This is a genomic window from Methylobacter svalbardensis (genome assembly GCF_037671525.1).
Taxonomy (GTDB): Bacteria; Pseudomonadota; Gammaproteobacteria; order Methylococcales; family Methylomonadaceae; genus Methylobacter_A; species Methylobacter_A svalbardensis.
Window position 1 is genome coordinate 1 of record NZ_JAWPOH010000052.1, and the last position, 23,040, is coordinate 23,040.

At 51.3% G+C, this 23,040-nt stretch carries 17 protein-coding genes; 6 read left to right on the forward strand and 11 right to left on the reverse strand.

Features of this window, described 5'->3' with window-relative positions; translation table 11 throughout:
• The 11 genes from RW114_RS15865 to RW114_RS15915 form a co-directional block, all read right to left on the reverse strand.
• Positions 1–1,294: LTA synthase family protein (locus tag RW114_RS15865; RefSeq protein WP_340123743.1), on the reverse strand; the 1,294-nt coding region annotated here is incomplete at its 3' end.
• A 148-nt stretch (positions 1,295–1,442) separates the two neighbouring features.
• Positions 1,443–3,878 carry an acyl-CoA dehydrogenase gene (locus RW114_RS15870; RefSeq protein WP_340123744.1) on the reverse strand — a complete coding sequence of 812 codons (2,436 nt, stop codon included), beginning with the start codon at positions 3,876–3,878 and terminating at the stop codon, positions 1,443–1,445.
• 68 nt (positions 3,879–3,946) lie between these two features.
• A complete protein-coding gene (locus RW114_RS15875) occupies positions 3,947–4,324 on the reverse strand; it encodes a GxxExxY protein (RefSeq protein WP_340123745.1) in 378 nt (125 codons plus the stop codon).
• A gap of 52 nt (positions 4,325–4,376) precedes the next feature.
• A complete protein-coding gene (locus RW114_RS15880) occupies positions 4,377–6,740 on the reverse strand; it encodes a 3-hydroxyacyl-CoA dehydrogenase/enoyl-CoA hydratase family protein (protein WP_340123746.1) in 2,364 nt (787 codons plus the stop codon).
• Positions 6,740–7,879, reverse strand: coding sequence for a thiolase family protein (locus RW114_RS15885; protein ID WP_340123747.1), 1,140 nt, complete (start codon positions 7,877–7,879; stop codon positions 6,740–6,742). The genes RW114_RS15880 and RW114_RS15885 overlap by 1 nt, the downstream gene beginning before the upstream one ends.
• Positions 7,880–8,095: 216 nt before the next feature.
• Entirely contained in the window at positions 8,096–10,378 is a 2,283-nt protein-coding gene (locus RW114_RS15890) for an alpha/beta hydrolase (protein ID WP_340123748.1), read from the reverse strand.
• Between the two features lie 209 nt (positions 10,379–10,587).
• Positions 10,588–11,403: a glycerophosphodiester phosphodiesterase gene (locus tag RW114_RS15895; protein ID WP_340123749.1), complete on the reverse strand. Its 816-nt coding sequence runs from the start codon at positions 11,401–11,403 to the stop codon at positions 10,588–10,590.
• Between the two features lie 186 nt (positions 11,404–11,589).
• Positions 11,590–12,198: a glutathione transferase GstA gene (gene gstA, locus RW114_RS15900; protein ID WP_340123750.1), complete on the reverse strand. Its 609-nt coding sequence runs from the start codon at positions 12,196–12,198 to the stop codon at positions 11,590–11,592.
• Positions 12,199–12,235: 37 nt separating this feature from the next.
• Positions 12,236–12,373, reverse strand: a complete 138-nt coding sequence (locus tag RW114_RS15905) for a YceI family protein (RefSeq protein WP_340123751.1) — start codon at positions 12,371–12,373, stop codon at positions 12,236–12,238.
• A gap of 116 nt (positions 12,374–12,489) precedes the next feature.
• Complete coding sequence (locus tag RW114_RS15910; protein ID WP_340123752.1) at positions 12,490–14,052, reverse strand: DHA2 family efflux MFS transporter permease subunit; 1,563 nt, start codon at positions 14,050–14,052, stop codon at positions 12,490–12,492.
• A gap of 157 nt (positions 14,053–14,209) precedes the next feature.
• Positions 14,210–15,226 carry an HlyD family secretion protein gene (locus RW114_RS15915; protein ID WP_340123753.1) on the reverse strand — a complete coding sequence of 339 codons (1,017 nt, stop codon included), beginning with the start codon at positions 15,224–15,226 and terminating at the stop codon, positions 14,210–14,212.
• Positions 15,227–15,470: 244 nt separating this feature from the next.
• Here RW114_RS15915 and RW114_RS15920 point away from each other — a divergent pair, with 244 nt between their 5' ends.
• The 6 genes from RW114_RS15920 to RW114_RS15945 are packed head-to-tail and all read left to right on the forward strand — an operon-like array spanning position 15,471 to position 22,745.
• Positions 15,471–16,085, forward strand: coding sequence for a TetR/AcrR family transcriptional regulator (locus tag RW114_RS15920; protein WP_340123754.1), 615 nt, complete (start codon positions 15,471–15,473; stop codon positions 16,083–16,085).
• The gene (locus tag RW114_RS15925; RefSeq protein ID WP_340123755.1) at positions 16,072–17,349 is read left to right on the forward strand and encodes a TolC family protein; all 1,278 of its coding nucleotides are present in this window, start codon (positions 16,072–16,074) and stop codon (positions 17,347–17,349) included. The genes RW114_RS15920 and RW114_RS15925 overlap by 14 nt, the downstream gene beginning before the upstream one ends.
• Before the next feature lie 41 nt (positions 17,350–17,390).
• Positions 17,391–18,500, forward strand: a complete 1,110-nt coding sequence (locus RW114_RS15930; RefSeq protein ID WP_340123756.1) for an HlyD family secretion protein — start codon at positions 17,391–17,393, stop codon at positions 18,498–18,500.
• Positions 18,479–20,443 carry an ATP-binding cassette domain-containing protein gene (locus RW114_RS15935; protein WP_340123757.1) on the forward strand — a complete coding sequence of 655 codons (1,965 nt, stop codon included), beginning with the start codon at positions 18,479–18,481 and terminating at the stop codon, positions 20,441–20,443. Before RW114_RS15930 ends, RW114_RS15935 begins: the two co-directional genes overlap by 22 nt.
• A complete protein-coding gene (locus RW114_RS15940; protein WP_340123758.1) occupies positions 20,440–21,594 on the forward strand; it encodes an ABC transporter permease in 1,155 nt (384 codons plus the stop codon). Before RW114_RS15935 ends, RW114_RS15940 begins: the two co-directional genes overlap by 4 nt.
• Positions 21,591–22,745 carry an ABC transporter permease gene (locus tag RW114_RS15945; protein ID WP_340123759.1) on the forward strand — a complete coding sequence of 385 codons (1,155 nt, stop codon included), beginning with the start codon at positions 21,591–21,593 and terminating at the stop codon, positions 22,743–22,745. Before RW114_RS15940 ends, RW114_RS15945 begins: the two co-directional genes overlap by 4 nt.
• Positions 22,746–23,040: the final 295 nt, after the last annotated feature.

The window sequence follows — 23,040 nt, forward strand, 5'->3', positions numbered from 1 at the left end:
GCTGGTTATGTTGGTGATCCTTGTCGGCTTCTTTTAGGGTGCGGTTAAAGATGATGTCATCGGAAACGCCCCAGGCATTGGTAAAGGTTTTTTCCTCTTCGCTGAAATCGGTTTGATCGACGATGCGGTAACCGTTGCCGGAATAAAACGCATTCATATTGTCAAAATAACCCCGACCGCCGTATAAAAATGCAGTATCGTAGCCCTTTTGCTGCAAGACCCTGCCAAAGCTGAATAAATTGCCGTTATCGGGTCGTTTGACGATGGCCTGGCCGGGTGTGGGCGGAATGGACAAGGTTAAGGATTCAAGACCTCTGATGGTGCGGGTGCCGGTCGCATAAAAGTTGGTAAACAATAAACCCTCCTTAAACCATTCATCCATGTACGGCGTGATGTTCTCTTTATTGCCGAAAGTTGCTAAAAAATCGGCACTTAAGCTTTCGACGGTAATTAAAATAATATTCAGGCGTTTTTCTTCGTCTGTCGCTTTAATCATGTGCTTGATGTCATATAAATCATCGGATGAATTTTCGACTCCCAGTTGTTTTTTGATGACAGCGGATAGCTGCTGATCATCGCCCAACTTGTAAAAGTGCCGGTAATCCAGCTCGTTATTTCTAAATGCCGAGAAGAACTGATAAGGCCCGTTGGTAGCCAGTTCATTAAGATAGGTATTATTAGAAAACTGATACCATGACGACCCTATTGAGGCGTAGCTTATTACCGGCAACAGCAGTAAAACTCCGGCAATTTTTAACCGGGACAAAAACGATTCATTTGCCCTAAAGGTATGTGACAGCAGGCTTCTTACCAACAAAAAGCAAATCACGGTAATGACTAAAATACCCGACAATAGCCAGCCTAACGGATAGGATTCAATAATATTGCTGACCACTTCATGGGTGTAAATCAGGTAATCAACGGCAATAAAGTTAAACCTGACCCCGAACTCGTCCCAGAAAGTCCATTCGGACAATTCGATTAAAAATAGCGCATATAAGCAGATAATAAATACGCCAAAACTGATTGTTTTATGAATTTTGCTTTGGTAAATACGATTGGGCAGAACCAGTAAATACAGAGCGAAGGGGATTAACAGGTAACTAAAAAAAGCCAGGTCATGAACCAGTCCGATAAGAAAAGCCAGCGCTATTTGATAAAACGGCGTGTCAATGTCGGCCAGCTGTTTGACCAGCAAAGCCACTCTGAGCAAGGCAAAAGTACCTAAATTAATCAATAAAAACAGCAACACAATAGTGAACCGTGATCTTGAAAATAATGCGTTTACATTCATTTATGTTGTTACCTGGAAAAGAAAATAAGGTTCAAGACGAAAGGCAAAAGCTGCAAAATTTAACGATGCATCCTCACTCTTCGACAAGCTCAGGGTGAGCCGAATTTTTAGGTATATGAACCTTAACCTTTCGCCCTGAACCTGTTTTTTATATTTTAACACCACCGTTACTTAATTGCTCAGGACTAAAATCATCCACGCTAATGACTGCAAATCGGGCTTTTTCAGCATTCGCTATCAGCTCGGCTTCTTTTTTGCTGATAACGGCCTGACTAATCGCCGCCTCCAGCACGTCGATAATGGCGCCTTTCGGTAGCTGTTTTTGCTTTTGCGCGGCGTGGATTTTGGCTTCCACAGGCGTCGCGGCAAGCACGGCCTGGAAGGCGACTTCAATTCTTCCGGTCACGTCATCGGGCTTATGGTTGATGTAAATGCCGTGGGTTAAACGGTCGCGGGTCGGGGAGTTTTTCAGCAGCAACACCGCCGTCTGGTGGATTAAATGATCGGCAGGCGGTGAATAAGGCTTGCCGCCAGGAAACAGCACGGCTCTTAACAGATAGGCCGGCATGCGCATCGGCAAGGTGTGGAAAATAGCCAGCAACGATTGCTGGGCGCGGTGCAGGGTTTGTTGGCAGGCCCAATGCAACAGCGGCAAGTCGTCTTGGGGACTGCCCTGATCCTGGTAATTTTTCAGCACGCAGGAACACAAATACAGGTTGCTCAGCACATCGGCAAAGCGCCCGGAGATTCTTTCCTTGCGTTTAAGCGAGCCGCCCAGCGTCAGCAAGGCGAAATCGGCGACCAGCGCAAAGCTGACGCTGAGCCGGGCAATCTGCCGGAAATAACGCCGGCTATGTTGATCGCCCGGCACCTCGACAAAACGGGCGTTGGTCAAGCCCAGCCAAAAACCGGCGGCCAGATTGTGCAGCACCGAACCGATATGCTCGAACAGGACTTGATCAAACTGCTGCAAAGCCAGTTCAAGATTACTCTCGCCCAAGGCTTCCATTTCCCGCTGGATGTAAGGGTGACAACGCACCGCACCCTGACCGAAAATCATCATCGTTCGGGTCAGGATATTGGCGCCCTCGACGGTAATGCTGACCGGAATCACTTGGTACATCCGACCAAGATAGTTTTTAGGCCCCAGGCAAATGCCGGAACCGCCTTGTATGTCCATGCCGTCGTTAACCACGCGACGCATCCGTTCGGTGAGTTCGTATTTGATAATCGCGGAAATGACCGACGGTTTTTGCCCATCATCCAAAGCGGCGGCGGTGACTTTGCGCGCCGCATCGATAATATAGGTTTGCCCGGCAATACGGGACAACGGTTCTTCGATGCCTTCGAATTCGCCAATCGGCAGGTTGAATTGCTTGCGGATACGGGCATAAGCGCCGGTATTGCGGCTGACCATTTTCGACGCGCCGGTACTGAGTGCAGGCAAGGATACCGCCCTGCCGGTAGCCAGGCATTGCATCAGCATCTTCCAACCGTTGCCGACCTGCTCCGCGCCGCCGATAATCCAGTCCAGCGGAATGAATACATCGTTGCCCCAGTTCGGGCCGTTCTGGAACGCGGAATCCAGCGGAAAATGGCGCCTGCCTATGGAGACGCCTTGGGTATTCGTGGGAATCAGCGCGACGGTAATGCCGATGTTTTCCTGATCGCCAATCAGGTGTTCCGGGTCGTAAAGCTTGAACGCCAGACCCAACACCGTGGCGACCGGGCCTAAGGTGATATAGCGCTTGTCCCAGTTGAGCCGTATGCCCAGCACCTTGTCCTTCCCCTTGAATTTATCGTAACAGACGATACCGCTATCGGGCATGGCTCCGGCATCGCTGCCCGCATGGGGGCCGGTTAACGCAAACGCAGGGATTTCCAAGCCCTTTGCCAGGCGCGGCAGATAATAGTTTTTTTGCTGTTCGGTACCGTAAGCCAGCAGTAATTTGGCAGGACCCAGGGAATTGGGTACCATCACGGTGACGGCTGCTGTGCTGCTGCGGCTGGAAATTTTCATCACGATTTCGGAATGCGCGTATTCGCTAAACTCCAGGCCGCCGTAATGCTTCGGAATAATCATGCCGCAAAATTTGTGCTGTTTGATATAGTCCCAGACCTCATCCGGCAGATCGAAGCGATTATGGGTAATGTCCCAGTCGTCCAGCATACTGCAAAGGGTTTCTACCGGGCCGTTGATGAAGGCCTGTTCTTCGGCGCTCAGTTTCGCGGCGGGCAAATCCATCAGGACTTTCCAGTCGGGATGGCCGGAAAACAGCTCGGCATCCCACCAGGTATTGCCCGCTTCCAGCGCTTCGCGTTCGGTTTGCGACATCCGCGGCAGCATGGGTTTCATGACCTTGAAAATCAGGTTGCTGAATAGTCTTTTGCGGATAGCCGGGACATTGAGCGGGATAAAAACCGCATCGAAAATCACCCAGAGCAAGAATACCCAGTTGCCGCCTCCCTGCGCCAGAGAAAAAAGCCCCAACCATCCGGCCACAACCAGCGTTGTCCAGCGTAACGATGCCCGGCCATAAGCCAGAACTCCGGCGAGAATGAATAATGAGATTAACCAGATCATGGGATGCTCCTTAAATAATTACCAACGTTACCTATTTGTCCACGAAAAGCACAAAAAGCACGAAATTTTCATAGCACAATTTGTTGAACAGTCGCTTTCGGATGGCAACCAACGTTGACTAGCAACCCCAAATGCATTCCTGTTGCTTTCAGGTAGTTTAGCACCTGGGCCTTATGCACTCCCGTTGTGACAGAAAGCGCTTTAAGCTCAACAATAATAGAGTCATGACACACAAAATCAGGCATATAGGTTTGCTGCAACGACTCACCTTTGTAGCAAAGCGTAAGTTTTTGGTGTACAACAAACGGAATACTGCGTTTTGATAATTCCTTTTCCAAGCACTCTTGATAAACAGACTCAAGAAAGCCACAACCCATTTCACGATACACATCAAACACAGCCCCCTGTATCTGATAACATTCTTCTCTAAACCAAAAGCCATTCATTTTTTCGTCTTTTTTCGTGCTTTTCGTGCTTTTCGTGGACAACTGCTTTCAATCAATTACGCAACGGCTTACCTGTTTTTAAAAGGTGCTCCAGCCTAGCCAGAGTGCCCGGTTGCCTAACTAGATGCAAAAACGCGCTCAGTTCCAGATCTAACAAATCGTCTTCGCTCAACGGCTCGGTGATGTCGCACAAACCGCCGCTGAGCACGTCGGCCAGTTGCTGCGAAATTTCCACATCGTAGTCGCTTATCTTGCCAGCCAGCTTAAGATTATTAATCGCAATAGCCATTGCCGCTCTGGCGCTGGCACCGGGCAGGCGGAAACTGGCCGGATTCGGCGGCGCATAACCCGGCACCAGCTTCAATGCCTTGGCTTTGGCATGGGCCAACAAGCGGTCTTTGTTCATGGTAATGCCGTCGGAGGTGGACAAAAACAGCAACTCTTTGGCTTCCGCCGCCGACTTGGACACCTTGGCCATGCCGATGCTTTCAAAAGCCTGGGCTATCGCAGGCATCGGGCCGCCGGGGCGTCTGGCAAATTCCAACCAGCGCCGCAGATACTCCTTGCAACCGCCCCAACCCGGAACCAAACCGACGCCAACTTCGACCAGGCCGATATACAATTCGGCATGCGCCTGAATCGCATCGCAATGCAACAGGATTTCGCAGCCGCCGCCCAAGGCCAATCCCGACGGCGCGCCGACCACCGGAAACGGCGCATATTTCAAGGCATGATAGGTTTGCTGACCCTGTTTGATCAGTTGTTCCACCGCAGGCCAGTCCTGGCTGTGGACCGCCTGCACCAGCAAGGTTAAATCGGCACCGGCGGAAAAATTGTCGGCATCGTTATGAATAACCAAGGCCGAAAAATCGGTTTTGACCTTGTCGATGCTTTGCCTGACCAATGCCAGACTATCGCTATCCAGCGTATTCATTTTGCTGTGAAATTCCAGACAGGCAACGCCGTCGCCAATATCCCACAGGCTGGCCGACGGATTTTCCAGTGCTGCCGGAGCCTGCAATTTGATATCGGCCAGCAGCAGGACGCCATCCGGCCGCTGCACGGCTTGGTAATTGCCGGATAAATCGGCATACATGCGTTTGCCTGAATCGACCTTGTACAGGCAGTGATGTTGTGGGGGCGACTTTAGTCGCCCAGGGCGACTAAAGTCGCCCCCACAAATTACTAGCAGCGGCGGTACCTCGCGGTTTTCTGCAGCTAAGCGCTCAACGAACCAATCCACGCCAATCCGGTCCAGCAGCTCGAACGGCCCGTATTTCCAGTTATAACCAAGACGCATCGCGGTATCGACAGCGACGATGTCGTCGGCAATCTCGGGAATCAGGCCAGCGCTATAGACCAAGGTACTGGACAAGACTGTCCAGGCATACTGGCAGATTACATCGTCGCCAACCAAAAATGCCCGTAATTCATCCTGTGTTCTGGCCGTTACCGGCAGGACGAATTTCTCGCTGGCATGATACCCGCCGGTTTGCAGGTTGATCGATTCCTTGATGCGCCTGCCGCTGGTTTCATTCAAGCGATAAAAACCGCCCTTGCCTTTCCTGCCGGTATAACCGTCGGCTATCATGGTTTGAACCAATTCGGGAAGCGCATTGACCTGATGAAACGCATCTTCTTTGGGCAAGGCCAGCTTCATACTGTCCAGAATATGCGGAATCAGATCGAGCCCGACCAGATCCAGCAAGCCGAATATGCCGGTTTTCGGTATGCCGAACGGCGCGGACATAACCGCATCGGCCTGCTCCACGGTCAAACCCGATTTGATCGCTTCCAGCAAACCGCATTGCAGCCAGTAAATGCCGATGCGGTTACCGATAAATCCCGGCGTATCCTTGCAGCTCACGCTGTTCTTGCCCAGACTGATGTCGGCAAAACGGCTGACCGCATCAACCAGTTCCGACCGGGTTTGGCCGCCTGAAACCAGCTCCAACAAACGCATATAGCGGGGCGGATTAAAAAAGTGGGTGATCATGAAACGCTGTTTGAAGCTGTCCGGCAGGTCGCGGGTCAGCAGTCTCAGCGGCAAGGTCGATGTGTTCGATGAAATCAGGGTATCCGGGCGACAGATATTATCCAGTTTCCGGTAAAGTTCCTGTTTGATAGCCAGATCTTCAAGCACCGCTTCAATCACCCAATCGACATCGTCCAGCCAGTCAAGATGGTCTTCGATATTGCCCGGCGTGACCAGTCGGGCATTATTTTTATGCATGAACGGCGCAGGGTCGGCTTTAAGCATCTTAGCGATAGCGACTTCGGCAATGCCGTTCCGGTTTACGGCATCTTTTGGCACGATATCCAGCAAATAAACGGGGATACCGGCGTTGGCGATATGGGCGGCGATACCGGAACCCATGACCCCCGCGCCTATCACCGCGACTTTTTTGATGTCCATTAGATAGCCTCCAAAATAGTCGCTATGCCCTGGCCGCCGCCGATGCATTGGGTGGCTAGCGCGAACTGCTTGTTTTCCCGTTTCAACAGGCTGGCGGCTTTGCCGGTAATTCTGGCGCCTGACGCGCCCAAAGGATGGCCTAGAGCAATCGCGCCGCCGTCCAGATTCAATTTTTCCAACGGAATCGGCAAATCCTTAAGTACCGCCAAAGATTGCGCGGCAAAAGCTTCGTTCAATTCGACGATATCGATGTCCTGCAAGCTTAAGCCGGCGCGTTGCAAGGCTTTATGAGTCGCGCTGACCGGGCCTATGCCCATGATTTCCGGCGCACAAGCCGATACCGCGATGGCCTTGATTCTGGCCAGTTTTTCCAGGCCGTGTGCATCTGCATAGTCCTCGCTGCACACCAGCACGGCGGCAGCACCGTCGGTCAGCGGCGAGGAAGTTCCGGCGGTCACGCTGCCGTTTTTAAGGAAGGCCGGTTGCAATTCGGCAAGCGCCTCTAGCGTCGTGGCTATTCTGATACAGCCGTCGTATTGAACGATCTCGCCGTCAGCGCGTTTAATGGGGATGATTTCACTGGCGAACAAGCCATTTTGTTGAGCAGTCCCCGCTTTTTGCTGGCTGGCGACGGCAAAAGCATCCTGGGCCAGACGGTCGATATGATAGTGCAAGGCCAGGTTTTCGGCGGTCTCGCCCATGCCGATATAGGCTTGGGGATAGGCTTGGTAAAGACCGGGATTAGGCAGATAATTGTAGCCGCCCATCGGTATCCTGCTCATCGATTCGACCCCGGCGCAGATAAACACCTCGCCGGCATTCATTTGAATCGCGCCGGCAGCGTTATGTATCGCCTGCATCGAAGAGCCGCAGAAACGATTCACGGTGACTCCGGCTATGGTAACAGGCAGTTCGGCAAGATGGACGATTAAACGCGCCAGATTCATGCCCTGTTCGCCTTCCGGGAAAGCGCAACCTAAAATTAAATCTTCAATATCCTGTGGATCCACGCCACTTTCATTGATTAAACCGTTGATGACCTGTGCGGCAAGATCATCCGGCCTGACTTTAGCCAGTTGCCCTTTTTGCGCCGGTGTAAAAGGCGATCTGCAATACCCTGCGATAACTACATTTTTCATTTTACTATCTCCTTTATGATTGACGCTGTCCACGAAAAGCACAAAAAGCACGAAAATATTTCTCCTGGTTCCCACGATTCTGTGGAAAACCAGACTGCCCCGCTAGGCGCAGCGCGCCTTAACTGCATTCCCACGCAGCGCGTGGGAACGAGAAAATAGTTAGTATACTTTTTCGTGTCTTTCGTGTCTTTCGTACCTTTCGTGGACAATGTTTTGTCATCTGCTTAACTCATTTAAAAACCCATCAATAACGCCCCATGTGCCGCCGATATTTTCCATTAAAATTCCGTGGCGTTGAGATTTGATGACTTGGATTTGCTTATGCTGTGAACCCAATTTATCCATAATAATCGGCGCGCCTTTGACAGACACAATAGGATCCTGATCGCCATACACAACCAGTGCGGGCAGGCTAATCTGCGGCAGTAATTCATCAAGCTCCGCAATCAACAGTCTCAGTTCATAAAGCGCCCTGACCGGCGTATTGCGATAATTAATAGTCGGGTGTTCCGGTTCATTTTCGATAAAAGGCTTTACGCCTTCAAAGGTCGAAACCCAACCGACCAACTTGTTGGTGCCATGCAATAACGGCACCAGCATAAAAGCCGGATTGACGAATTTTAACGGCACCGAAACGGCAATAACGCCGACCATTTCAGGATGGCGTTCAGCGGCCAGTTTTAACGCCAATGCACCGCCTGTGGAAAAACCGGCAACAAAAATACGCGGACAATGCACCTTGAGTATATTGAAGCCCCGTTGCACACAACCATACCAGTCTTCCCGACTCTGATCGCGCAGCGCATGGGGCGATGTGCCGTGGCCTTTTAATCGAATGCCCAATACCGTGTATCCCTGGTTAACCAGATATTCGCCATAAGCTCTTAATTCGGCGGGACTGGCGAGCAATCCGTGAATAAGCAGAACACCAAAGCCGTTGGCATGTTCCGGTTGGATGAAAAAAGGCGAGGGATCATCAACAGCGGCTTCCTCCTTGCTAATGTCGTCGCTTAAATAGCTTGAGTAAGTCTGCTTTTCCCATGCCAGTGTGCGACATTCATCTTCAAAATGCCAGGCAGCCAGTTTGTCTATATCGGCATGGGCACATTCGGCTACGGCAGCAATCAGGGTATCGCGAACCGTATGCAGCGGTGCGGCTTCGTTGTTGTAAACGGCAATCGGATTTTCCAGACGAATGCTATCAAAATCGAACTCGGTACAAAGTTTGGGCAAAAACTGATAACAATGTTCATCTTCGTTGATCAGCTCGGCTTCTTTTGCCGCACAGATAAACTGCTCGAAACGCTTGTTAGTGGCCGTCAACAGATCACTGTAATCATCGGGATTGAGCAGGCTTCGGTGTAGATGAATCACGGTGTTGTTTTGCAGATGCTTGATCGCGATATACAGAATGGTATAAAACTTGTATTTCTCGATCTGCGTTTTTCCCTGCTCGATGTAGTGCATGATCAACGTTGCCGCCAGATGGCTTAAATTGATCGTGACATTGGTATAAATGCCTTCCATGTATTGATCTCGGGAACATTGGGCATTTTTTATAAAATACTTGCCCAATAAACGCTGCTTCCAGTTTTTAGGTCGGGAATTCAGCGCAAAAACATCGTCTATCGTGTTGATTTCAGGAACGACCTTGTCCATCAGATAACGGGTGCGCCAGTCCCAAGCACCACACGGATCGATCGGGGTACCCATGCGTATATCCATGTCGGTATTCTTCAGCATGATATTGCCTTCGATCAGCAACTCCTCGGATTGGCGCAAACTCAGACCGCCGGAAAACAGCTCAACGCCTTTAAATAACAGATTTTCAGAGGAACGAATCGGATAAAAAGTAATATTGGCAGGCACTATCAATGTCGGCTTATTCGCTACCGCTATCAGCTGATCAATGCTGTCGATCTGCAAGACATCTTTCCATTGCCGAAGCAACGCAACATCATTCTGGCTATGGGCGTATCGAATCGCCGCTTTAAAGGTTTCCACACCCTGACACAAGACAGCAGGTCCTGTGTGCAGCTTGCGCCGGTTGCCGGTAACCCTGGAGTAAATACTGTAATGACCATGTTTGTCGATAACCCGCCGATCTTTTACCATGCCGCCTTCAGGAAAAATAATGGCTTTGCGACCGCGCAAAATCTGCCCGGCCAGCAGCGCAAACAGGCGCTCATGATTGTGGGGGAAAACGCCGACATGTTTCAAATATCGTGACAACACATTGTCTTCGTGAAAGAACTCGCCGGAAGCAATGGCGCAACTGTAAGCCCCGGTTTGCTCGTAAATAAGAAACTGCGGGATAAACGTTTCAAACCGGGAAAAATGATTGAATAAAAAGATGTCGCCTTCCAAAAACTGTGGATCGGCATGCAGATCAAGCTTGACGCTCAGCATATTTTTGACCGCATCAAACAACTTGACCGACCTAATGTAGAGTTTGGTATCTATATCAGGCCAGTCATCCGGGTAAGGTGTTTTATTCATATCAGCTGCGTGTCTAAAGGTAAAAGTATGCTTGTGCCACATTCAGACTTTCAGTATAGCCCCTCTGAAAACTATTGGGGCATTGTCATTTTTTTACCATCCTTGTAAGCCAAGCCGATGATACTCCTTGCCTTTAAAACCTTTAATCGGAGACTTGTACCTGTTAAAACAGACAACTGACTGACCGGCAAGTTGCGCAAAGTCCCGCTTCACGAATCGCGCATCTGCAGCGCCAACTGCGGATAATCGGTAATCAGGATATTGGCCTTCAGATCCAGCGCTTTTTGAATCTCCTCGACACTGTTGCAGGTATAAACCGCTACGCCTTTGCCCCGCTCTCGCAGAAGCTTGGCAATGGCCTCGTTATGGATGTCGATAGGCAGGCAAAAACCGGCCAGGAAGCTGTAGTCTTTCATGCCGGGCTTTCCTGCCCGGCACCCTGCGGGTAAATGCAAATTCGCTCCCGGCGAATTTGTCAGGAACCGCTCGATGTCGGCCTGGGTGTGATGGCCGGACAACAGATAATAAAGCGGCAAATCCGGCGCATGCCGATGGGCGAAAATCAGCCCAGGCAGACTGTAGGAAGAAATAAACACGCCATCGGCGGCCGATGTGCCGATGGCAGCCAGCATTTGCAGTATCTTGCTTTCCAGACGTTGTTGCGATTCGCCGTCGCGGCTTTTTAATTCAATATCCAGGCCGCAACGCCCCCGGAAACTACCGATAAACTCCTGAAGGCTCAACGCACCTTCCGGCAGCGCATCGGGCGAGCTATATCCGGCAAAATCCATTTGTTCAAGCTCGGCAAAATTAAAATCGTCTATGCATTTTCCCGGATGGCCCAATTTTTCCAGCTCCCAGTCATGCCAAAGCACCGGCACCTCGTCCAGACTCAGCTGCACATCGGTTTCAATACCGTCGATCGGGTATTGCAGCGCTTTATTAAAGGCGGCACGGGTGTTTTCGGCTGCTTCCCTATTTGCGCCGCGATGGGCGAAGATCAAACATCCGCTCTGGTCGCTCATTATGTTATATCCTCATTTTTAACTTGATTCCGTAGCAAGTAGCCCGTATGGAGTCTGCGTAATACGGAATTTCGTTGTTCCGATACTCCGTATTCCGTTATATTTCATATCGGCTATATCCTTACACTCGTTGTTAGCTCCCAAGCTGAAGCTTGGGAGCTAACAAAGCGCTAAACAGCATTCAATTCAAATAAGCCCTTCTTCCTTCATCGCTTTTTGCACTGCGGGACGCGCGGAAATTTTAGCGGCATAATCCGCCAGCACCGGCCACCGGGAAATATCGACATCGACATAAGCGCCCCAGCCCAGCATGACGAATAGATAAGCATCGGCCACGGTAAAATGTTTGCCGAGCAAAAATGCCCGGTTCGAAAGCTGCTCGGAGACGGTTTCCAGACGCGAAGTCAGTGTAGCAATCGCCATTTGTTTAGCCGCATCAGGCGTAGCGGGATTAAACAAGGGCGCAAAGCCTCCTTTATGAATCTCGGTCGAAATAAAATTCAGCCATTGTTGCAACTGATAACGCTCGAACGTACCCGCTGATGGGACTAATTCTTTCTCCGGCGCCTGATCGGCAAGATACTGAACAATAGCGGGGCCTTCCATCAGCTTATTGCCATCGTCAAGGATCAACACCGGCACGTAACCGTTAGGATTTATCAGCAGGAAATCCTCCCCGGTTTGAGTGCGCTTGCTTTGCAAGTCAACTTCAACCAGTTCAATCGGCAGTTCCGCTTCACAGGCGGTGATATGGGGCGATAGCGAACAGGCACCTTTGCTGTAATAGAGTTTCATGGTTTTTTCCTCTGGGTTGCATGAGTCACAAGGCCGATCAGTCTTTGCTCGCTTCAATTTGAAGCGCGATATTGACTGCATCGGCAAGGGTCGGCGCATATTTGTCTGCGCCAAAATCGGATCGCCTGAGGGTTGCGGTTGCCTTTTCTCCGCAAACGTTTTTCATGGCGATCATAGTCATTCTGCAATGAAAACAATCTACCACCAAATGCCTCGGCTTGGTAAAAAACGTGCAAGCTTTTGTGCCATCAGCAGCAACTTGCGTAGGGCGCGCCCTACGCTGAGACAGCTTTATTCGTGAATTGCTGCGGCTTTTTCGCCATCCACTTTCTTTAAAAAAGGCGCAACAACCAGCGAAGCCGCGAACAAAACAGCGATAATCTGAAACAGGTTGTTAAAGGTCATCACTTCCGCTTCCCGCAACGCAAGTCCGGTCATTTGTTTTAAGGCGGCCAAATCAGGATCGGGGATATTCATTTGCGCCATCGACGCGGTTAATCCTTCGAGCATTTCCTGCGCCTGATAACGGGTTGCGGTAACCGATTCACGTAGCGTCGCATAATGCGCTTTGGTTAAATAAATCATTTGGGTATTGGCAACCGCCAGGCCGATCGCGCCGCCCAGATTACGCATCAGGTTATAAAGTCCGCTGGCATTTTTGACTTCGTCGACCGGCAACCGGCCCAGGGCCAGGGTATTAATCGGCAAAAAGCACAGCATGATGGCGCTGCCACGAATAGCCTGCGGCCAGAAAAACTCCCAATAACCGGATTCGACGGTTAATTCGCCATTCATCCACGATCCCAGAGCAAACAAGCTAAGCCCCAGACAGAGCATCCAGCGCAAATCAATTTTTTTCTCCAGCGGCCCGGCTATAAACGCCGAGAGCAATTGAAACAAGCCAACGACCATTAAATAGTAGCCGATTTGCAGGCTGTTAAGGCCTTTAACGCTGGACAGATAAATAGGCGTTAAATAAATGATGGTATAAAGCCCCACGCCCAGCACAAAGCTGTAACCGCAGCCTATCGCAAAATTGATATGGCGGAAGGCGTAAAGATCGATAATCGGGTGAGGCGTTTTTAACTCCCAGATCAGCATCGCAATGCCGCTGACGACGGCAACAATCGTCAACGCGACAATCAGAGGATTTTCAAACCATTGCTTGCTTGCACCCTCTTCCAACACAAACTGCATACTGCCTAAAAAAACGGCAATCAGAGCTATGCCGACAAAGTCGATTTTCTGCAATAGCGCCCAATCAGGCTTATCAATATCAAGATACCGCCACACGACGACGCAGACGATGATGCCTGGGACAATGTTGATCAAAAACAGTAATTCCCAGCTGTAGGTTTCGGTAAGATAGCCGCCCAATATCGGCCCGACAGTCGGCGCCATGGTCACAATCAAGCCGAGTACGATGCTCATCGTCGCTTGCAACCGGGGAGGAAATAAAATGAAGATCACGGTAAAGGTCAGCGGAATCATCGCGCCGCCGAGAAAGCCCTGCAAGCAGCGGAACACGATCATCGACGGCAGATTCCAGGCGAAGGCGCAAAGCAAACTGGCCAGGGTAAATCCGCCTGCGGAAATGACATATAAGTAACGGGTCGAAAAAACCCGCCCCAGCCAGCCGGACAACGGAATAACAATGACTTCGGCAATCAGATAAGAGGTTTGCACCCAGGCGATTTCGTCCTTGGTAGCGGACAGACCGGCCTGGATTTTCTGTATCGAACTGGCAACGATCTGAATATCCAATACCGCCATGAACACGCCAATCGCCATGCTGAAAAAACCGATCCACTGGCCTAAGGTTAGCGGCGTTTCTGTGGCTTGCTGTTCTGTCATTACCACGGGATTAACCTGGAAAAATTAATTTTGTCCACGAAAGACACGAAAAGCACGAAAAGATTCAAGCAGATACCAAGCAGTAGATTGTTGCCAAAAAGTTGGAATTTGAAATACATATATTTCGTGGCTTTCGTGCTTTTCGTGGACTTTAGAATTAATGCACTTTGACTTTGACTTCAGCCGACAAGCCCGGCCTCAACAACTCATTATGCTCGGCTGAGTCAAGGACTATTTTTACCGGGATGCGGCGCACGATTTTGGTGAAGTTACCGGTGGCATTTTCCTCAGGCAGGATGCTGAATTCGGATCCGCTGGCCGGTGAAAAACTGTCAACTTTGCCGGTCAATTCAAGATCGGGATAGGCGTCCACTTTAATTGCAACAGGCTGCCCTAAACGCATGTGTTCCAACTGGGTTTCCTTGAAATTCGCGTCCACCCAGATTTTGCTGTTTTGCACCAGAGAGGCCAACGCAATGCCGGGACGTACCAATTGCCCGAGCTGTACGCCGCGATTGCCGATGATGCCGTCTATAGGCGCCTTGACCTGGGTATGCTCCAGATCGATTTTTGCCAAGGTTAATTGCGCCTGGGCATTTTCCAGTCGCGCTTCGGTTTCGGTGATTTCAAGGTCGAGCGTGGCTAATTGGTTATGCTCGGCACTGGCTGCGGCCTTTGAGCCTCTTAATTCAGCCGCCGCCTGTTTGGACTCCGATTGCACTTTATCCAGGGATTGACTGGCCGCCGAACCCCGATCAATCAGGTTATGAAAGCGTTGCAAATCTTTTTGAATCTGTTCACCTCTGGCTTGCACCGCCGCTATATTCGCGCCGGCCGTTTCGATATGCGCGTGCTGGGAGGTTTTCATCGCCCGCAGACGCTCAATGTGCGCGACTTCCGCGCTGACATTGGCTGCCGCCTGAATGACTCTGGCCTGATAATCCCGGTCATCAATCGTTACCAGAACGTCATTTTGCTTGACGGCCTGGTTGTCATTAATGCCTATGTGCGTCACATAGCCCTGCACTCTGGGGCTGATTAACACGATGTTGCTGTGCAAATAGGCGTCGTCGGTGGTTTCATAATGCCGGCGATCCAGCAGCCAGTAGCCGGTTCCTGCGATTAAAGGAATGACTATCAATAAAATCAGTAATACAGAACGGAGGCGGGGCATAATCGGCCTTGATAAACTAAACGGTTTAGTTTAGTCTAACGTATCGTTAGACATTGCGCAAAAATAAACCTAAAAATCGCAATTTTTCCACGAAAAACACGAAAGCCACGAAATGAATCAACATGTTGTATTCATTTAGCCATTCATCCTTTGGCTGACGGACTACAGTTTGCTGTCTCTTTTGAAAATTTTCGTGCTTTTCGTGTTTTTCGTGGACGAAATGATTTTTTCCAGGATAAAAACCATGACTTCAGAACCCACCGATCCCAAGCACCTAGCCATCCTTGATGCTGCAACCCGCATGTTCCTGGCGCACGGCTACCGTAACGTGAGCATGGAAAAAATCGCCCAGGCCGCGCCGGTCTCCAAGGCGACACTGTACAAGCATTTCGACAGCAAAAACGCCCTGCTCGCGACAGTCATTTCCGGCCTTTGCGAGTCTTTGTTGCAAACCATGACCCAGGCGATGATAGAGTCGGATGATGTGGAAAACAATCTGACCCAAATCGCAACATCCGCAGTGGATTTGATTTATGCCGAAGATGCGCTGGCCATTTACCGGCTGGTGGTAGCGGAAAGCCCTGACTTCCCGGAACTGGGTCAATTATTTTATCAAAGCGGCCCGCAAACCGTATTGACGCAACTGGAGGACTATTTTCGGCGCTTGAATGCCGGGGGCAGCTATAACATCGCCGATCCGGTATTTGCGGCAGATGCCTTTTTCAGCATGCTGAAAGGCGATCTACATTTAAGGTGCCTGTTAACGAAAACACTACGGCCTTCCGCTGACGAAAAAAAACGCCTGGTCTCACAGGTCATTGCTTTTTACATGCGGGGTATGCTCCATGCTGAATCATAAAAATCATTTAATCGGCGCATTAATGTTTTTTGTTACCACCGGAGCTTCGGCGGAAACGCTGGAAGACGCCTGGAACAGCGCCATTAATAACAACCACCAGATCAAGTCGGCGAAAGCCGATACCAGCGCCTCCGAACAGCAGCTGCATTCGGCAGAGGGCCAGCGCTTGCCCGATCTTAACGTGAGCAGCGGTTACACCCAATATAGTGAAACACCGGCCGCAAAAACCCAGATAGCGGGGCAATCGGCCCAGTTCAACACCACTCAGGCCGGAAGCGTCAAAGCCCAGGCGATTGCCTCGGTGCCTATTTTCACCAGCGGACGCATCAGCCATAACATTGATGCCGCCGAAGCCTCCTTGCAAGCAGTTCAATCCAATGAAATCACTTCCATATTAAATATCAAAATGCAGGTGGCGGAAGCCTATCTCACAGTATTACGCATGGAAAGCGCCTTGCAGGTTGCGCAAAGCCATGTCGAGACGCTGAGTCTGCACATGAACGATGTGAATAACCTGTTCGACCAAGGCATGGTCGCGCGCAATGACGTACTGGCGGCCAATGTCGAACTGGCCAATGCCCAGCAACTGGTCGTGCAGGCGAATAATCAACTGGACATTGCCAAGGCGCGTTATAACCAGTTACTGGACCGGAATCTTGCCGATGAGGTTAAGCTGGCTCATCAATTCCCTGAAACCCCGCAAGGCACATTAAACGATCTGAGCGGCAATGCATTAAAACAGCGGCCCGAATTGGTCACACTGGCGCAGCAGATTGAGTCGCTAGGCCAACAGGCGCAGAGCGTAAAAGCTGGGTTGTTGCCGCAGGTCGCCGTCAATGGCGGCTATCAATACCAGGAAAACCGCTATCAGGCCTTTGAAGGCATGTGGATGGCCAATGTCGGCGTGGAGTGGAAGCTATTTGACGGCAGTTCCGGTCACCGTAGCGATGCGATTACCCGGCAGGCAATGTCCTTAAAAGAGCAACGCGACGACTTATCCAGTATGATCGGCTTGCAGGTGCGCCAAGCCTGGCTGGATATTCAAGAAACGCAAAAACGCATCGCCGTGACCCAGCAAGCCATAGCGCAAGCCGATGAAAATTTAAAAGTCACCACCGACCGCTACCAGCAGGGCTTGTCCACCAATATCGAGGTGCTTAAGGCCGAAGATTTGCGCAAGACGATGCACGATAATTTTAACAATGCGAATTATGATGCCACACTGGCGGCACTACATTTGCGGCGCGCGTTAGGTATTTTGTAACACTGGGTTCCCTTGAAACCGGACTGGACGAAGCATCGAATATGGAAAATAAAACCGGAATATTGACTGTTATCGCGCTGCTCATCAGTGGTTTTCTCATTGCACTGGTCGTCTGGTGGCTGGCGTGGCGTGAGCCGCCTTTTCCCGAAGGGCTGGTTCAGGCTAACGGTCGCATCGAAGGCGATCATTACACCGTGGCCGGTAAATGGCCGGGACGCGTCACTGAATTGCTGGCCAGGGAAGGCGACCCGGTTGAAAAAGGCCGGATTCTGGTCAAACTGGATGATGTTCAGACCCGCGCCCGATTAGATCAGGCCAAATCGGCGGTGGATGTCATTAAAGCACAGCTCGCGGCCGCCCGGACATCGTTGGCAATTTTCAAGAAAAATATCCCGTTAAAGGTAGAAACGGCTAAAGCCGGGGTTACCCATGCCAATGCGTCCCAGGCTTCCGCCAACGCCACTGAAGAACAGACTCGCAAGGATGCCGAGCGCTTTAGGGAACTGTTAAAAAGACAAACGGTAGAAAAACAGCGTAGCGAACAGGCCGAGCTAAGCTGGAAGGTGGCGCATGCGCAGCGCACCACGGCTCAAGCTGCGGTCGTCCAGGCTGAAAAGCTACTGGCGGAAACTGGGCTGGATTGGGACCAGATTAAAGCCAGAGAAGACGAAGTCGCGGCGCTGGCGGCGCAGGTGACACAGGCCGAAGCGGCGCTGGCCGAGGCGCAAAGCATGCTCGACGATCTTGTTATTCGAGCGCCTGCAACCGGCATGATTACTACCCGTGTCGTCGATGCCGGCGAAGTAGTAGCGGCAGGCAGCCCGCTATTTGACATTGTCGATCTGGATCGTCTGTATTTGAAAGTCTATGTGCCGGAAATAGAAATCGGCAAGGTTCGATTAGGACTGCCTGCCCGGATTTATACCGATGCATTTCCGGATAAGCCTTTTCCGGCGACGCTCCGTTATATTGCCTCCCAGGCGGAATTCACGCCTAAAGAAGTTCAGACAGCCGATGAGCGGGTCAAACTGGTCTATGCCGTCAAACTCTATCTGGATGAAAACCCGGATCATCGATTGACTCCCGGGCTACCCGCCGACGCGGTGATTCGTTGGCAGGAGAACGCGCCATGGGCGAAACCCCGCTGGTAAATGAACAACCTGTTATCAAAATACAGGGGTTCTGCAAAAGCTATAAAAAACAGGCCGCCGTCAAAGGCGTTGACCTGAGTGTTGAGCGCGGCGAAATTTACGGACTGATCGGACCGGACGGCTCCGGCAAGAGCAGTCTGATGAAGGCGATTGCCGGCGTGCTGTCCTTTGAACAAGGCGAGCTGGAAGTGTTCGGTATCAAGGTTGATTCCGAGTCGTCCGCAGAGCGCATAAAAGGGCGACTGGGTTTCATGCCGCAGGGGCTGGGCCTCAATCTCTACGGCGACTTGTCAGTCGAGGAAAATATCGATTTCTTTGCGCAACTGCATCAGGTAACGCCCGCCCAGCTTGCCGAACGCAAACAAAAGCTACTCAAAATAACCCGGCTGGACAAGTTTCGCGACCGGCTGATGAAAAACCTCTCCGGCGGCATGAAGCAAAAACTGGGGTTGGTTTGCACGCTGATTCATGGACCTGAACTGGTCATCCTTGATGAACCCACAACCGGTGTTGATCCGGTTTCGCGCGGCGACTTCTGGGCCATTCTCGCCGAACTGCTACGCGAGCAGGGCGTTACGGCGTTGGTTTCTACGGCGTATATGGATGAAGCGGCTCGTTTCCATCGGCTTTCCTTGATGTATGACGGACGCATACTGGCCGCAGGAGAGCCGGAGTTTATTTGTCGGCAGGCACAAGGCAGTCTGGTCGAGCTGTCGGCCGAACCTCAGATTCAGGCGCTGGATCAACTTAAAAATTATTATGCCCAAGTGGAAGCCATCGGCTCCCGGTTGCGGGTTTTTGTTGATGATAAATCTCCGGATGAGGCATCAAAAGCAATCTCCGATTTGCTCGTTGGCGTCGAAGTTAAAGCCATTCGCGCCTCTGAAGCCGAACTGGAAGATGCCTTTATTGCCTTGTTGCGCAGGCGGCGACTGGCCGATCAGAAGACAAACAATCATACCGTTCCCCGTCTTGATACGCCGCTGCCTGAAGGTCAAGGCATCGCTATAGAGGCGCGGCAATTAACCCGCGATTTCGGTCAATTCCGCGCGGTCGACCGGATCGATTTCACAGTTCGTCAAGGGGAGATATTCGGCCTGCTTGGAGCCAACGGAGCAGGCAAAACTACCGCCATCAAAATGCTGACCGGCATAGTGCCGCCCACCGCTGGAGAGGGCCAGGTGGCGGGCGCCGATATGCGTTATGCCGGGCAGACGATCAAGGAACGCATCGGCTATATGTCGCAGGCGTTTTCCCTTTATCTGGATCTGACGGTGCTGGAGAATATCCATCTTTATGCGCGCATTTATGGCGTTAACAGGAGCATCATCAAGCAACGCATCGCCTGGGTGATAGATATTGCCGGATTAGCCGATGTCACCGGGCAGCTGACAGGCAGCCTGCCGATGGGTATCCGTCAGCGACTGGCGTTGGGTTGCGCGCTGGTCCACCAGCCCGGCGTGCTTTTTCTGGATGAACCGACCTCAGGCGTCGATCCTGTCGGACGCCGCCGCTTCTGGGATATTCTGGTGCGCCTTGCCCGCGTGGAACAGGTCGCTATTCTGGTGACTACGCATTACATGAGTGAGGCCGAGCATTGCGATCATCTGGCGCTGATGTATGCGGGCCGCATCATCGCCGACGATTCACCGGCAAACATGATCCGGGCCTTGCAACAGGAAGCCGGGCAATTGCTTAAAATCGCCACGGACCGCCCACTGGAAGCGTTGGCTTTACTTAAACAGGCCGATTTCAAGGGTGCCGCTCTATTCGGCAAGCATATCCATCTGTTGGCGCTGGATATTGAGGCCGTGGAAAATAAGATTCACGCCCTATTGAATCAGTCGACTATTCGGCTGATTGGTTTAACGGTCCATGCGCCTACGCTGGAAGATGTTTTTGTTTACCGGGTTCTGGCTCTGGAAAACCAGGAGCTGTCATGAATTTAACCCGTGTCTGGGCGGTAACCTATAAAGAATGGCGCGAGATTTTGCGCGACCGGCTGTTTTTTACCATGGCTTTCGTGCTGCCTCTGGTTATCTTTCTGGTGCTGGGCTGGGGGATTTCCTTCGACGTGGAAAATATCCCGTTCGCGGTACTCGATCAGGATAAGACGGCCATGAGCCGGGATTTTCTGCACCGGTTTATTGATTCCCGTTATTTCGATTATAAAGGCGATGTCCGTAGCGAACGCGAATTCGACGCGCTGTTGGCGCATAGCGATATCCGCTTTGCCATCATCATCCCGCCCAGATTTCAGGAACATCTGCTGGCCGGGCAATCGACATCGGTACAGAGCCTTATCGATGGCGTTTTCCCTTATCGCGCTCAAGTATCGCGTGGCTATGTATCGGCGATTATCGCCAATTTTAACAGCCATTCCTTGGCCGATTATTTGGCCGGAACGCGCGGCATTTCCAAAGAACAAGCCCTTATTCAAGTAGTCCCCGTACGGCTTGAGCCGCGCTATTTGTACAATCAGGCGCTGCGTAGTCAATGGTCTATGGCATCGGGCTTGCTGATGCTGGTGTTGATGGTGACTCCGCCGTTTCTCACTGCGCTGGGAGTGGTGCGGGAAAAGGAAAACGGTTCTATCTACAACATTTATGCCTCCACCATCAGCCGTAGCGAATTTATTCTGGGCAAGTTTCTGCCTTATCTGCTGATTTCCTGCCTGAACATTCTTGTTCTCTGGTGGATAGTCATGAACGTGTTCGGCACCTCCTTCAAAGGCGACCCACTGTTTTATTATGCCGCTTCAGTGATCTATGTGATCTGTACGGCGGGTGCCGGTCTGCTGGTGTCATTGCTGGTTCAAACCCAGGTTGCCGCGATCATGCTGACCATGGTGATTTCCTTTGTCCCGGCCATGCTGTACTCGGGTCTGCTGGTGCCTATTGAATCAATGGAGGCGGGAACCCGATTTGAGGCGCATTTGTTCCCGACGCTTTATTATCTGCGCATTTCATGGGGCAGTTTTCTTAAAGGATTGGGCTGGGCCGAACTTTGGTTCGATGTGGTTGCGCTAATGCTTTACGCTATTATCCTGTGGGTTCTCGGCTACCTTAATTTCCACAAAAGGCCGAGACAATGAATAGCAGCCGTTTCCTGTTGTGGTGGGATCGCGTCATCGCGATGACCGTTAAAGAGCTGAAACAGCTTTTCCGCGATCCGGTGCTGCTTGCGATCATTGTTTATTTTTTTACCGCTGACGTTTATATGGCAGGCAACGGCATAAAACTGAATCTTCACAGCGCCTCGGTGATGGTCATCGATCATGATCATAGCGCCGCCTCCCGTGAATTGATTTATCGTTTTCGACCGCCTTATTTCGATTTGAAAGGAGAAATTTCCGGTAAAAAGGAAGCTGAAAGCTTGTTAAATAAAGGACAAATCCTGGCGGTACTGGATCTACCGGAACACTTTCAACGGGACTTGTTACGGGGCAAACAAGTTGCCGTTCAATTGCAGGTGGATACCAGCAATACCGTGCTGGGCACGCTGGCAACCTCGTACGCTACGGAAATTACCGCAGGCTTCGGCCAGGACCTGGCAATGCAACAGCTTGGGTTGAACGCCGGGCAGATGGATAGCCTGCCCGTTATCGAGGATCGTCATCGCGTGTTGTACAATCCCAACCAGATTGACAGCTGGTTTATGTCGATCTCGGAGCTATTGACTGTCATCACCATACTGTCGATGATGCTGCCCGCGGCGGCTGCCGTTCGGGAAAAGGAGCGCGGCACCATTGAACAGCTGGCGGTATCGCCGCTGACGCCGCTCCAGATTCTGCTGCCCAAAGTCATCGCGATGAGCCTGGTGATTCTTTTAGGCACGGCGGTCTGTTTATTCCTGATCATCATCCCGGTTTTTCATTTGCCGGTTAAAGGCAGTATCGGGCTGTTCTTTGCCGTAACCGCTTTGTATGTCTTCGCAACTTCGGGGATTGGCCTGTTCATAGCGACTGTCAGCCGCACTCTGGGCCAGGTGTCAATGTTGGTGATTTTGCTGCTGATGCCGATACTGCTGCTTTCGGGCGTATGGACGCCGCCGGAAGCCATGCCCCAAGGTCTTCGCTGGGCCATGGCTATTTCCCCCTTGTACTACTTTATTGAAATGGGCTATGACATTTTGCTCAAAGGCGCAGGCATTGCTGTTTTAAAGGATTCGCTGCTGGGGCTAACGCTATTGGGCGTAGTCTTCTTCAGCTTCGGCGTGTGGCGTTTTCGGCGGGAGTTTGGATAATCTCAGGGGCTTGCGTTAAACACATCAATTGAAGCCGTCACATGTTGATGTTCTCCGTGGAGCCGGTGCGCATGATTGATTACCTCATGCGCACCCCTTGACCGCCTTATTGATCAAACGGCTCAACATCGCCCGCTGCGAGACAGGAGTCGAGTAGTCCCCAGAAGCGATAGTGCATGTGTTTTCACGAAGCGTCTTTTTGCGTAGTGAAAATACAGGCTTTCCGACATCGCGTCGAGTCATTGGAGAGCATGTGAGCTACCCCTTGTTGGGTAGCGATCGAGTGACCAGGACG

Bases quoted from the DNA above. Each gene is read 5' to 3' on its own strand.
- RW114_RS15870 (WP_340123744.1), bottom strand. From the start codon at position 3,878: ATGATCTGGTTAATCTCATTATTCATTCTCGCCGGAGTTCTGGCTTAT.
- RW114_RS15875 (WP_340123745.1), bottom strand. From the start codon at position 4,324: ATGAATGGCTTTTGGTTTAGAGAAGAATGTTATCAGATACAGGGGGCT.
- RW114_RS15880 (WP_340123746.1), bottom strand. From the start codon at position 6,740: ATGGACATCAAAAAAGTCGCGGTGATAGGCGCGGGGGTCATGGGTTCC.
- RW114_RS15885 (WP_340123747.1), bottom strand. From the start codon at position 7,879: ATGAAAAATGTAGTTATCGCAGGGTATTGCAGATCGCCTTTTACACCG.
- RW114_RS15890 (WP_340123748.1), bottom strand. From the start codon at position 10,378: ATGAATAAAACACCTTACCCGGATGACTGGCCTGATATAGATACCAAA.
- RW114_RS15895 (WP_340123749.1), bottom strand. From the start codon at position 11,403: ATGAGCGACCAGAGCGGATGTTTGATCTTCGCCCATCGCGGCGCAAAT.
- gstA (WP_340123750.1), bottom strand. From the start codon at position 12,198: ATGAAACTCTATTACAGCAAAGGTGCCTGTTCGCTATCGCCCCATATC.
- RW114_RS15905 (WP_340123751.1), bottom strand. From the start codon at position 12,373: ATGATCGCCATGAAAAACGTTTGCGGAGAAAAGGCAACCGCAACCCTC.
- RW114_RS15910 (WP_340123752.1), bottom strand. From the start codon at position 14,052: ATGACAGAACAGCAAGCCACAGAAACGCCGCTAACCTTAGGCCAGTGG.
- RW114_RS15915 (WP_340123753.1), bottom strand. From the start codon at position 15,226: ATGCCCCGCCTCCGTTCTGTATTACTGATTTTATTGATAGTCATTCCT.
- RW114_RS15920 (WP_340123754.1), top strand. From the start codon at position 15,471: ATGACTTCAGAACCCACCGATCCCAAGCACCTAGCCATCCTTGATGCT.
- RW114_RS15925 (WP_340123755.1), top strand. From the start codon at position 16,072: ATGCTGAATCATAAAAATCATTTAATCGGCGCATTAATGTTTTTTGTT.
- RW114_RS15930 (WP_340123756.1), top strand. From the start codon at position 17,391: ATGGAAAATAAAACCGGAATATTGACTGTTATCGCGCTGCTCATCAGT.
- RW114_RS15935 (WP_340123757.1), top strand. From the start codon at position 18,479: ATGGGCGAAACCCCGCTGGTAAATGAACAACCTGTTATCAAAATACAG.
- RW114_RS15940 (WP_340123758.1), top strand. From the start codon at position 20,440: ATGAATTTAACCCGTGTCTGGGCGGTAACCTATAAAGAATGGCGCGAG.
- RW114_RS15945 (WP_340123759.1), top strand. From the start codon at position 21,591: ATGAATAGCAGCCGTTTCCTGTTGTGGTGGGATCGCGTCATCGCGATG.